A 12,036-nucleotide genomic window follows, 5' to 3' on the forward strand; every position below is an offset into this window, starting at 1 on the left:
CCACGCCGCCCGTCCCCAAAGGCCTCCGACCATGACCACCGCCCGTCTGCGCCTCCTCGCCGCCGATCTCGACTACCCCGATGACCTCGCCCTTCACACCGCCGCCTCCGGCCGGGTGCCGGCGCTCGCGGCGCGCTATCTGGAGATCCGACGCGAGGACGGGTTCCACGGCGTCGGCGAGGTGCGCGCCAACGTCGCCTATCTCACCGGCCTCGACGAGGCGACCGCCACCGCCGCCATCGGTATCCTGTGCGAGCGGGTCGACTGGAGCGTTCCGGCCGAGGATCTTCTCGCCGCCTTCGACGCGGTCGCCGACGGGGCGCCGGCCACCGCCCGCGCGGTGGTGGAAAGCGCCATTCTCGACGGGCTCGCCCGCATGCGCGGCGTTCCGGTCGCGGCGCTTCTGGGGGGCGATTTCGTGCCGGCGCTCTCCTCCAACCAGTGCCTCTTCTGGGGGCCGCAGGAGCGCTTCGAGACTCTGGCGCGGCGCTATCTCGACGAGGGTTTTCGCGAGATCAAGGTGCGCATCGCCATCGCCGATTTCGATCAGGACCTCGCTCGCCTGCGCCGATTGCGCGAGATTTGCGGGCCGAAGGTGCATGTGGCGGCCGACGCCAACGCGTCCTGGGGGGCGGAGGAGGCGGCGCGCAAGCTCGGCGCCCTCGCCGAGTTCGACCTCGCCTACGTGGAGCAGCCCACGACGAAGGGCGATTGGGTCGCCTTCGATCATGTTCTCGCCCGCGCCCCGATGCCCCTGATGCTCGACGAGAACCTCGCGACGGCGGACGATCTCGAGCGGTTGCTCGATCGCGCGGGACGAGGGTCGGGGCCGATGGGCCATCTGAAGATCGCCAAGATGGGCTCGCCCCGGGCGGTGACCGACGCGGCGCGGCGACTGAAGGCGGCGGGCATCGGCGTGATGATCGGCCAGATGAACGAAGGCGCGATGGCGACGGCCATCACCGCCCATTGCGCCATGGCCGCGCGCCCCGATCACGCCGAGCTCTATGGCTGCTACGGCCTTCTGAACGACCCGGCCGCGGGGCTCGCCTACCGTGACGGGGCCCTGATCGCCCCCGAGGGGCCGGGCCTCGCGCTCACCTTCGACGCCGGGGCCTGCCGCGAGCTCTGGTCGCGCGAGGTTGCCGCTCCGACGGGGTGAGCCGCGAAGCCGACACATCGCTCGGCCCGTTTGCGAGACGCGGGCGGGCGATGCGGTGCGCTGCCCTTCACGATCGAAGATGATCGTTCGGAGGGGCGAAGAAAGTTCATGCTGCAATGCAGCATTTCCCGTCGACAGACGATCATCGAACCCGCCCCCGAGCGGCCTCGGCCCGCCTCGACCCGCCGCCTCCAAGGTGCTGCCTCCGGGTGCCGCAAGCCCTCGCGACAATAGCGGAGCAGTCGCTTGCGCCGCGAGGCTCGGGGATGGCCGATGCCTAAGAATGAGGCGAATTCAGAGGCATCCTGCACCCAGATTCAGCGTTGGCGCTAAATTGTTGTTTTTTGCTCCAAAAAAGCAATCTCTGCCTGGACAAGCCCATTCTCGTCTTCTTTACTGATCGGGCGAGGCGGCGCGCCGCCTTACCCGCAACCCGGGTTTTAGTTCCCGAAACAGAGCGCTCGACGGAGGGCCAGTCCCATGCAAAGCAATCGCGGCAACCGCCTGGTCGCCCTTCTGGTCGGCGCCGCCGCCTCGGCGCTCGTCGCCGGCGCGGCGACCGCGCAGGACGCCTGCACCGAAATGCAGGTGTTCCTGTCGATCTCGCCCGCTCACCGCGACAACGTGATGTCCTACATCGCGCCGAAGCTGAAGGAGGAGATGGGCGTCACGCTCGTCGCCGAAGAGATCGGCTCGGCCAACATGGTGGAGCGCCTGTCGGCCCAGATGCCGAACCCGCGCGTCACCATCGCCCAGTGGGACGTGCCGATCGGCGTGTCGGCTTGCGCCGACGGCATGTGCGCGCCGATCGACCTGTCGAAGGCGCCGAACGCCGGCAAGCTGTTCGACTGGGCCTACACCAAGGACGGTGACGACGTGGTCGTGCTCGCCACCAACGTGCTCGGCGTCGGCCTCCTCTACAACGAGGAAGCGCTGAAGGAGGCGGGTATCGAGCCGCCGACCTCCTGGACCGATCTCGCCGATCCGAGCTTCGCCGGCCGCATCTCGATCACCGCGCCGGCTTCGACCTGGGGGACGGCTCAGCTCGTCAAATGGGCGCAGATGGGCGGCGGCGGCGTCGACAACATCGACCCCGGCTTCGAGTTCGCCGAGTCGCTGATGGACAACATGCACACCGTCCACACCTGGTCGTCGGAGATGTCGAACCTGATGCAGCTCGGCGAGGTCTGGCTGTCGACCACCGGCTCGAACATGGGCGCCGCGCTGCGCGCCAAGGGTCTGCCGGTGCGCTGGGTCCTGCCGGAGGAGGGCAGCCCCGTCGCCGCCGGTGGCCTGAGCTTCGTGAAGGGCGCACCCTGCACCGAAGCTGCCTACCGCTATCTCGACCTCTACTACTCCGACGAGTTCCAGCTGCTGCGCGTGAAGGACGGCGGCCTCGCAAGCCCGTCGCCCACCGCCTGGGACAAGATCCCCGACGAGACCAAGGCCGACATGGACCTGACGTCGAAGGAGTTCGACAAGCTCGAGGCGCTGGACTGGAAGGCGATCAACGCCGTGCGCCCCGAGTGGATCGAGCGCTGGAACCGCGAAATCCGCTGACCGGACCCTGCTGCGCCACCGCGGGACCGGTTCGCCGGTCCCGCGGTTTTTGCCGTGGCGGAGGATTGTTCGGGCAGGCCCTCCGCCGGCGATGCTCCGTGGGAGCGCGCCTCGACCGAGGCCCGCTCCCGCCCGGCGCGATCCCATGCGCCGCTTCTGCGTGCCGGTCCCCCGGCGCCGCCCCATCGCTTCCCGCGCGAGGTTCGCGCCGCGCGACCGACGAAACGGATTCTTTTGCCTATGCCTGATCCCAGCGCCGACCCGGAGCTCATCCTACGTTTGGAAGGCGTCTCCAAGACCTTCCAGAACCAGAGGGTGCTCGACGCGCTCGACCTGGAGATCGCCCGCGGCGAGTTCCTGACCCTGCTGGGTCCCTCGGGCTGCGGGAAGTCGACCACGCTGAACATCGTCGCGGGTCTTTTGAGCCCCGACGGCGGGCGCATGACCTTGCGCGGGCGTGCTGCCGACCGCCTGCCGCCACGCAAGCGCCGCCTCGGTATGGTGTTCCAGTCCTGGGCGCTGTTCCCGCACATGACGGTGTTCGACAACATCGCCTATGGGCTGAAGATGCAGGGCTCGCCCTCCGCCGCCGTGGTGAAGACCAAGGTGGACGAGATGCTCGAGCTCGTGCGTCTGCCGGGGGCGGAGGGCAAGTTCCCCTCGCAGCTCTCGGGCGGCATGCAGCAGCGCGTCGCGCTCGCCCGCGCGCTCGTCACCGGGCCCGACCTCCTGCTCCTCGACGAACCGCTCTCGAACCTCGACGCCGCGCTGCGCAAGGAGATGCAGGTCGAGATCAAGCGCATCCACGAGACGCTGAAGGTCTCGACCCTCCTCGTCACCCACTCCCAGGAGGAGGCGTTGGTGATGTCGGACCGCATCGCGGTGATGCGTGGCGGCAAGATCGAGCGGATCGCACCGCCCGCGGAGATCTACGCCGATCCGCGCAGCTCCTTCGTGTGCACCTTCGTGGGCGACGCCAACGTGATGCTCGGCCGTGTCGAGGCGCTGGACGCGGGCGTTGCGCGCATCGTGCTGCCGACGGGCTTGTCGCTGTCGGCGACGGCGCGGCCGGAATGGACCATCGGCGGGGAGGCGGCCTTCGCGATCCGCCCCGAGTCCTTCGCCGTGCGCCCGGGGCCGGTGGAGGCGGAGCACGTCTGGTCCGCCACGGTCACGGACCGCATCTTCAAGGGTGGCACCGTGACCTACGAACTCGCCGCGGAGGGAGCTCCGCACCTGACGGCCCTCGCCCTGCCGCGGGCCGGCGGCCGGCTCTTCGAACGGGGCGAGAGCGTCGCCCTCGCCTTCGGGCGGCAGGACGTCATTCCGCTCGCCGACGGTGAGATGGCCGGCGCCGCCGTCCGGCCCTTGACGGAGACGGTGTGATGGACGGGACGTCCGGGCTGCGCCGGGTGGCGCCGCTTCTCTTCATCGCTCCGGTGATCGTGCTGATGGCGGCGTTCTTCGCGCTGCCGGTGGCGGATCTGTTGTCGATGAGCTTCCAGGCGAAGCATCCCGAGGCGGGCGCCGGCGGCTTCTCGCTGGTCAACTACGCCAAGATCCTGGGCGACCTGTGGTACTGGCAGATGCTCGGCAACTCGCTGGCGCTCGGGTTCTGCGCGACGCTGACGAGCCTTGCTATCGGCTATGCCGTCGCCTGGCGCCTCACCCATTGTGGCGGCTGGGAGCGCACCCTGATCGCGCTCGCCTGCCTTCTGCCGATCTTCGTCAACGTGATCGTCGGCATCCTCGGCTGGTACATTCTGATGCTGCCGTTCGGGGTGATCCAGCAGGCGCTCGACGCGCTGGGCCTCATCCATGGTCCGTTGCGCTGGCTGCGCAGCTTCTGGGCGCTCGTCGGTGTGCTGACCTACGAGCACGTGCCCTTCGCGGTCTTGATCCTCGCCGCGAGCCTTCAGAACGTGCCGGCGGACAAGATCGCCGCGGCGCGGATCCTCGGTGCTTCGGGACCGCGGATCCTGTGGACGGTGCTTCTGCCGCTGTCGATGCCCGGCATCGTGGCGAGCTCGATCCTCGTGTTCTCGCTGTCGGTCTCCTCCTACCTGGTGCCGATCCTGATCACCGGGCCGCGAGGGCAGTTCATCCCGATCTCGATCTACAGCTACGCCGCGGAGCTGTTGGACTGGAACATGGCCGGCGCGCTCGCCTTCATCCTCCTCGTGGTGGTGGTGGTGCTCACCTACCTCTTCATCGCGCTGTCCAACCGCCTGACTCGCCGCGGCGAATGGAGCATGGTCTGATGATCTTGCGTGTTTTCGTCTACATCGTCGTGGCGCTGATGGTGGCGCCGATCATCGTCACCTTGCCGGTGGCGCTCACCTCGGCCGGCATCATCCGCTTTCCGCCCCAGGGGCTGTCGCTCCAGTGGTTCATCGGGATTTTTCAGGATCAGCTCCTGATGGCCGCGGCCTGGCGCAGCTTCCTCCTCGCGACCCTCGCGGCGGGGGCGGCGGTGGTGATCTCGATCCCCTGCGCCTTCGCCATCGAGCGCAGCCGCATGCCGGGCCGCACCGCCATGGAAACCCTGATCACGAGCCCGCGGACGATCCCCCAGATCGTGCTCGCCCTCGGCCTCCTGATCTGGTTCGAAACGCTCGGCATGGCGGAGACCTTCTTCGGGCTCGTGCTCGCCCACCTCGTCGTGTCGGTGCCGTTCGCCTTCCGCACGGTTCTCGTGTCGGTGTCGGGCCTCGATCGGCGGCTCGAATGGTCGAGTGCGATCCTCGGCGCGGGGCCGCTGCAGACCTTCTTTCGCGTCACCGCGCCCCAGATCAAGACGGGTGTCATCGCCGCCTTCATCTTCACCTTCATCCTCAGCTTCAACAACGTGACGCTGGCGCTGTTCCTCTCGGGGATCGGTGAGCGGACACTGCCCGTCGAAATGTTCCAGCGCATGTATGTGGGGGGGATGACGCCGGTGATCCCGGCCGCCGCCTTCGTGCTCGCGGTGGTCGGGGCGGTGCTCTTCGTGGTGCTCGACCGAACCATCGGGGTTTTCCGCTATCTCGCCGGCGGGGAGTGAGCGCGATGTCTCATTCGGCCGACGTGGCGCCGACCCCTGAGCGGGCCATCGTCTCGGTTGGGGTGTTGACGGCCTCGCTGCCACTCGCCCAGAGCTTCCAGCATGCCTCTTCCGGTCTCATCGACCGGCTCGAGGAGGTGGTGGTCAAGGTGGGTCTCGCCGACGGAACCGTCGGTTGGGGCGAGGTGCGGGGCAACGCGCCCTACGTCACCGGGGAAACCCAGTCGCGCATCGTCGCGGCCCTTTCGGACGTGCACGCGCCCGCGGTCGTCGCCACCCGCCCGACGACGCCCACCGCGCTCAACCGGCTCCTGGCGGGACTCGCCATGGGCAACTCCTCGGCCCGGGCCGCGGTCTCGATCGCGGCCGAAGATGCTTGGGCGCGCCAGGCGGGGCTTCCCCTCCAGGCGATGCTCGGCGCCGGCGACGTCAAGACCGTCCGGGTGCACGGCACCATCCCCTTCTGTGCCCCCGACGAGGCCGCCCGCCGCGCCGAGCGCTATCTCGACATCGGCATTAGGCGGATCAAGCAGCGCGTCGGCCTCTCCTTCGAAGAGGACGTCGCCCGCATGCGTGCGATCGGTGACGTGCTGAAGAACCATCCGGCCGGCCCCGAGGCCGAGATCGCCGCCGACGCCAACCAGGCCTGGAACGCCAAGGAGGCGCTCCGGCGCATCGCGACGTTCGAGAGGCTGGGCCTCGCTTTCCTGGAGCAGCCGGTGCGCGCCGCCGACATTCGCGGCTTGAAGGAGGTGCGCGACGGCGCCGGCATCCCGATCATCGCCGACGAGAGCGTCGGGACTCCCGGGACGCTGATGCAGGTGATCGAGGCGGGAGCCGCCGACGGCTTCCACTTCAAGCTCGTGAAGGCCGGCGGCCCGCGCCAGCTGATGGGCATGGTGGCGATCGCCGAGGCGGCGGGTCTCGGCTACATGATGGGCCAGATGGACGAGGGCCAGCTCGCCACCGCGGCGGCCCTCCACTGCGCCGCCGCCTCCAACCCCTTTTCCTGCGAGCTCTGGGGGTTCCAGCGCGTCGGCTCACAGCCCTTCTCGGGGCTCGAGTTCGTCGATGGGACGATCCGCCTGCCGGACGGCCCCGGTCTCGGCATCACCATCGACGAGGACGGCCTCACCCCCGTCGCCCATTTCGGGACTCCCTTCGCATGACCTTGTCCGCCCCTGCCGCGTCTGCCCCTGCCACGTCCGCCCCTGCCACGTCCGCCCCTGCCGCGTCCGGCGACGTCGAGATCGTCTGGCTCGTCGACCTCGATCCGCCGAGCGAGATCGGCGGCGGCCGCGCCTTCTACCCGGCTCGCCCCGGCGCCCCCGAGCCTGACGAGAAGAAGGTGCTCGGCCGGCTCGACGCCGTCCTGTCGGCGATCCGCGAGGGGGCCGACGGGGCCGCCACCGTCACCCTCCACACGAGCCCGCGCTACCGCGACACCTTCCTGCGCGAGCCCTACCGCTCCGTCTGGGACGATTATCGCGCCGCCGGGGCGGCCCTCGCTCTCCATCCGCACGAGGACCGTGTCGACGGCACCAACCTCTATGACGACGGCGCGCACCTCGCCGAGCTGATTCCGGGCTTCGTCGCCCGGGCGCGGGAGGCGGGCATCACCTTCGAGGCGTTCCGCTCCGGCTTCTTCGCCTTCCACCCGGACCTGCCGCGCCTTCTCGCCGAAGCGGGGGTTGCGCTCGATCTCTCGGCCGGGCCCGGTCAGCACGACGCCTCGCGCAACATCGACTGGCCCGTCGCGAGCGAGGCGGAGGACTATTTCGCCCCCACGCCCTTGCGCGAGATCCCCATCGGCTGGAGCGGGGAGGGGACGGACCTCGCCCGCGACTATCTCTTCAACGAGCGCGCCGGCCCCGACGACCTCCGCCGCACCTGGGACGCCGTGGTGCGCCGGGCGGCGGACGGCACCGGGCCGCGCCGGGTGAACTTCCTCACCCACGCCTATGGCCTCGCCCACCCGGTGTGGCGGCCCCAGGCGCTCGATTTCATCGCCTACGCCGGCGCCAATGGCGGGCGTGTCGTGCGTGTGCAGGACCTCGTCCCGACCGCCGCTTCAACCCAAGGACACCGTCAATGAACGTCGCCGGTCTCGATCTGTCGGCCATCCAGCGCGAGCTCTTCTTCGAAGAGAGCGAATACGACGCGCGCCTTTCGGCCATCCGCGAGGGCATGGCCGCGCGCGGCATCGACACGCTGGTGCTCGCGGGACCGGAGAACATCCTCTACGTCACCGGCTACCAGACCTTCGGCTTCCACAACTACCAGCTCTGCGTGATCCCGGCGAAGGGCAAGCCCTTCCTGGTGCTGCGCTTCATGGAGAGCGTGCTCGCCGCCCGCTACGCCTGGACCGACGAGGTGGTGCCCTGGGACGACACTCAGGATCCGACCGAGGTGACCATCACGGCGTTGCGTGAGCGGGGTCTTGCCGAGGGTGTGATCGGGATCGAGGAAAAGGCCTATTTCCTGCGCGTCACCGACTGGAAGAAGCTCGCTGCAAGCCTGCCGAACCTCATCGACGGCTCGGGCGTTGTCGAGCCGGTGCGGGCCTCCAAATCCCCCCGCGAGCTCGAGTTCATGCGCGAGAGCTGCCGCCTCACCGACCTCGGGATGACCGCCGCCCTCGACGAGATCGCCGTCGGCCGCACCGACAACGACGTCGCCGCCGCCGCCTTCGACGCGATGACCCGCGCGGGTGCCGAATATCTCCAGCGCGACCCGATCGTGTGCACCGGCGCCCGCTCGGGCCTGCCCCACGCCTGCTACATGCGCGAGACGCTGAAGCCCGGCGACGCGGTGCTGATCGAGCTTTCGGGCGTCTATCACCGCTACTACGCTCCGATGATGCGCGGCGCCGTGGTGGGCCCGCCCTCCGATCAGATCCGCCGCATGGCCGACGTGATCATCGAGACCCTCGAGGCGGCGATGGCGAAGATCCGCCCCGGCGCGACGTCGGCCGAGGTGGACGCGGCCGCGCGCGAGGTGATCAACCGCGCCGGCATGTGGGAGAACTACCGCAAGCGCGCCGGCTACTCGGTGGGGCTCGGCATGTCCACCTGGGTGGAGGGCGGCATCGCTTCCCTCAAGGAGGACGACCCCACCGTCCTGAAGCCCGGCATGTGCTTCCACCTGCCGATGGCGCTGCGCGACTACGGCAAGGCGGGCCTCGGCTTTTCCGAGACCATCGTCGTCACCGAGACCGGGTGTGAGCCCCTCGGCACCGTCCCGCGCGAGCTTCGGATCGCCTGATGCCCGCGACGGCGTCGCCCGATATCCTGGAAACGGACGTTCTCGTCGTCGGTGCGGGGCTCGCAGGGCTGCGCGCCGCCATCGCCGCCCGCGAGGCGGGGGCACGGGTCGTGCTGATCTCGAAGGGCAAGATCGGCAAGTCGGGTGCGTCGGCGATGACCACGGCCGGCTACGCGGCGGTGTTGCCGGAGGGCGTCGACGACAGCATCGCTCGCCACGCCGCCGACACCTTTCGCGGTGGCGCCGAGGTGGCCGATCCCGAGATGGTCGAGGTTCTCTGCGCCGGTGCGGCGGAGGAGGTCACGTTTCTGGAGTCCCTCGGCGCCGTCTTCGAAGGCGACCCCGTGCCCGGCGCCGCCAACGATGCCGGTGATCCACAGCGGGTGCCGCACCGGCACCTGTCGCCGTCGGGGGATCACTCGCGCTCCCGTGTGATCGTGCCGCCCAACCACATCGGCACCGATCTCACCCTTCCGCTCGCGGCACGGGTCGGAGCGCTCGGCGTCGAAGGCCGCGAATTCCTGATGGCGACGGCCTTGCTCCAGGATGGCGAAGGCCGGGTGCTCGGCGCCCGCTGTGTGGCCCTGCGCGAAGACGCGCGCCCGGTGGAGATCCGGGCCGGCGCCACCATTCTCGCCGCCGGCGGGGCGGGGCGGCTCTTTCCGCTGACCTCGAACCCCAACGACGTGACCGGCGACGCCTACGCCCTCGCCGCCCGCGCCGGCGCCCGGCTCAGGGACATGGAGTTCATTCAGTTCTACCCCTGGCGCTGCATCGATCCGTTCGACCGGGCGCGCGTCGCGGTGCAACCCTCGACCTTTTCCCTGGGGGGCAAGCTCTACAACGCCGAGGGCGAGCGCTTCATGCTCACCTTCAACCCGGAAGGGGCCGAGGCCGGAACGCGGGACCTCTGCGCCCGCGGCATCTTCCTGGAGATTCAGGCCGGCCGCGGGGTCGCCTGCAAGGGCGGGCAGGGCGTGCGGCTCGACCTTTCCGATCTCGATGCGGAGACCTTTGCCCGCTCCAACCCGAAGATCGCCCGCCACTGTGCCCGGGTCGGCATCGACCATCGCACATATTCCTTCGTGGTGACGCCCGAGGCTCATTTCTGGATGGGTGGCCTCGCGACCGACGCCGTCGGCGCGACGACGCTCGAGGGTCTCTGGGCCGCAGGAGAGGCCGCCGGCGGTATCCACGGCGCCAACCGGTTGAACTCCAACGCGCTCCCCGATGCGCTGGTGTTCGGCGCCCGGGCGGGCGCCGAGGCCGCGGCCTATGCCGCACGCCACCACCCCGGTGCGCCGGCCCCGGCGGTGCCCGCCACCGGCGAGCCCTTCGCCGACGGCGAGCTCGCCGCCCGGCTGCGCGAGCTGCAGACCCTCGCCTGGGACGCTCTCGGCATCGTGCGCCACGGCAACCGCATGGCCCCGGCGCTCGCCCGGGCCGAGGAGATCGCGGCCGACGTCACCGCCCGCCCCGTCGCCCCGACCACGGCCCGCGCTCACCACGAGCTCGGCTTCCTCGCCGAGACGGCGCGCCTGTCGCTCGCGAGCGCCCTCTTCCGGCAGGAGAGCCGGGGGGCTCATTTCCGCGAGGACTTCCCGAAGCCCTCGGCCCAATGGCGTGGCACCGTGATGCTCGATCCCGGCGCGCCCCCGCACTTCATTCCGGCCCAGGGAGGCCTGTCCGATGTCGCCTGACGCCCCCGCCCTTTCCGATCTGCCGCCGCTCGCCGTCAAGGCGGCGGCCGAGGTCTCGGCCCGGGCCGAGGCGCTGATCGCCTTCCTCGGAACGCTGGTCGACCACGACAGCCCCACCGAGGACCGTGCCCTGACCGAATTGGTGGGTGACCTATTGGCCGCGAAGGCCGAGGCGCTGGGCGCCGAGACCTCCCGCGATCCGCAGGACCGCTTCGCCGACAACCGCATCGCCCGCTGGCGCGGCGGGGCGGCGCCCGACACGCCGAAAGTGCTCTTGGTGGGCCATTTCGACACCGTCTATGCCGCCGGCGCGACGGCCCAGCGTCCCTTCACCAATCGCGACGGCATCATCACGGGGCCGGGCTGCTACGACATGAAGGGCGGGCTCGCCATCGGCCTCTTCGCCATCGAAGCCCTGGCCGCCGCAGCCGGCGGCCGTCCGCCGCTCGACATCACCTTCATCTTCAACAGTGACGAGGAGATCGGTTCGCCCGCCTCGCGCGAGGTGATCTTGCGGGAGGCGGCCGATCACGACCTCGCCTTGGTGCTGGAACCCGGCCGTCCCGGCCCGGCGCTGACCATGACGCGCAAGGGCGTCGGCATCTTCGAGCTCGAGGTCGAAGGGCGGGAGGCCCATGCCGGTGCCGAACCGGAGAAGGGGCTCAACGCCATCGTCGAATTGGCCCGCAAGACGCTGGAGATCGCGGCGCTGAACGATCTCGCCGCCGGCACCTCGGTGACACCCGGCGTGGTCGAGGGCGGCACCAAGCCTTACGTCGTGCCGGGCCGGGCCCGTCTCTCGATCGACACCCGCGTCCCCAACGCCGCCGAGCAGGCCCGCGTGGAAGCGGGTCTTGCCGCCGCCGCGGCGGAGGGGTTCGCCCCCGGCGTGACGGCGAAGTTGAGCGGCCGCTTCCACCGTCCGCCGATGGAATGCTCCGACGCGGCGCGGGCGTTCCTGGAGGTCTACCGCCGGACCGCCTCGGCCCTCGGCTACGAGATCGGTGCGGCCGAGAGCGGCGGCGCCTCCGACGGGAACCTCACCGCGGCAGCCGGAGTGCCGACGCTCGACGGCCTCGGCGCCCAAGGCGGTCGCGCCCACAGCGACGAGGAATATGTCGAGACCCCCAGCCTCGAGATGAAGGCGCAGGCCCTCGCGGGGTTCCTGGCGATGCTGGCTTCTCCACCCTCGGCCGTCTGAGCCGAGCCCGTCTTCTCGATCGCTCCCGCTCGCGGCGCCGGGCGCCCCCTGTGCGCATGACCTTGCCGGCGTGATGGCCCGCCGCGTTCGCCCATGGGGCGACGGC

Annotated in this window: 10 protein-coding genes; all 10 read left to right on the forward strand. The window is 70.1% G+C overall.

Annotated features, from left to right (window positions below; translation table 11 throughout):
* Positions 1-31 precede the first annotated feature (31 nt).
* The 10 genes from JCR33_RS12775 (at position 32) to JCR33_RS12820 (ending at position 11,930) form a co-directional block, all read left to right on the forward strand.
* The gene (locus tag JCR33_RS12775) at positions 32-1,162 is read left to right on the forward strand and encodes a mandelate racemase/muconate lactonizing enzyme family protein (RefSeq protein ID WP_198882478.1); all 1,131 of its coding nucleotides are present in this window, start codon (positions 32-34) and stop codon (positions 1,160-1,162) included.
* Between the two features lie 480 nt (positions 1,163-1,642).
* Positions 1,643-2,722 carry an ABC transporter substrate-binding protein gene (locus JCR33_RS12780; protein ID WP_198882479.1) on the forward strand — a complete coding sequence of 360 codons (1,080 nt, stop codon included), beginning with the start codon at positions 1,643-1,645 and terminating at the stop codon, positions 2,720-2,722.
* A gap of 240 nt (positions 2,723-2,962) precedes the next feature.
* Positions 2,963-4,108 (forward strand): ABC transporter ATP-binding protein, encoded by a 1,146-nt coding sequence (locus tag JCR33_RS12785; protein ID WP_198882480.1) that lies wholly within the window; start codon positions 2,963-2,965, stop codon positions 4,106-4,108.
* Positions 4,108-4,983, forward strand: coding sequence for an ABC transporter permease (locus JCR33_RS12790; RefSeq protein WP_198882481.1), 876 nt, complete (start codon positions 4,108-4,110; stop codon positions 4,981-4,983). The genes JCR33_RS12785 and JCR33_RS12790 overlap by 1 nt, the downstream gene beginning before the upstream one ends.
* Positions 4,983-5,765 (forward strand): ABC transporter permease, encoded by a 783-nt coding sequence (locus JCR33_RS12795; RefSeq protein ID WP_198882482.1) that lies wholly within the window; start codon positions 4,983-4,985, stop codon positions 5,763-5,765. Before JCR33_RS12790 ends, JCR33_RS12795 begins: the two co-directional genes overlap by 1 nt.
* A 5-nt stretch (positions 5,766-5,770) precedes the next feature.
* Positions 5,771-6,934, forward strand: coding sequence for a mandelate racemase/muconate lactonizing enzyme family protein (locus tag JCR33_RS12800; RefSeq protein ID WP_198882483.1), 1,164 nt, complete (start codon positions 5,771-5,773; stop codon positions 6,932-6,934).
* Positions 6,931-7,860 (forward strand): hypothetical protein, encoded by a 930-nt coding sequence (locus JCR33_RS12805; RefSeq protein ID WP_198882484.1) that lies wholly within the window; start codon positions 6,931-6,933, stop codon positions 7,858-7,860. The genes JCR33_RS12800 and JCR33_RS12805 overlap by 4 nt, the downstream gene beginning before the upstream one ends.
* Entirely contained in the window at positions 7,857-9,029 is a 1,173-nt protein-coding gene (locus tag JCR33_RS12810) for a M24 family metallopeptidase (RefSeq protein WP_198882485.1), read from the forward strand. The genes JCR33_RS12805 and JCR33_RS12810 overlap by 4 nt, the downstream gene beginning before the upstream one ends.
* Positions 9,029-10,729, forward strand: a complete 1,701-nt coding sequence (locus JCR33_RS12815) for an FAD-binding protein (protein ID WP_198882486.1) — start codon at positions 9,029-9,031, stop codon at positions 10,727-10,729. Before JCR33_RS12810 ends, JCR33_RS12815 begins: the two co-directional genes overlap by 1 nt.
* Positions 10,719-11,930, forward strand: a complete 1,212-nt coding sequence (locus JCR33_RS12820) for a M20 family metallopeptidase (RefSeq protein ID WP_198882487.1) — start codon at positions 10,719-10,721, stop codon at positions 11,928-11,930. Before JCR33_RS12815 ends, JCR33_RS12820 begins: the two co-directional genes overlap by 11 nt.
* Positions 11,931-12,036: the final 106 nt, after the last annotated feature.

This window comes from Acuticoccus mangrovi, from assembly GCF_016411865.1.
Taxonomy (GTDB): domain Bacteria; phylum Pseudomonadota; class Alphaproteobacteria; order Rhizobiales; family Amorphaceae; genus Acuticoccus; species Acuticoccus mangrovi.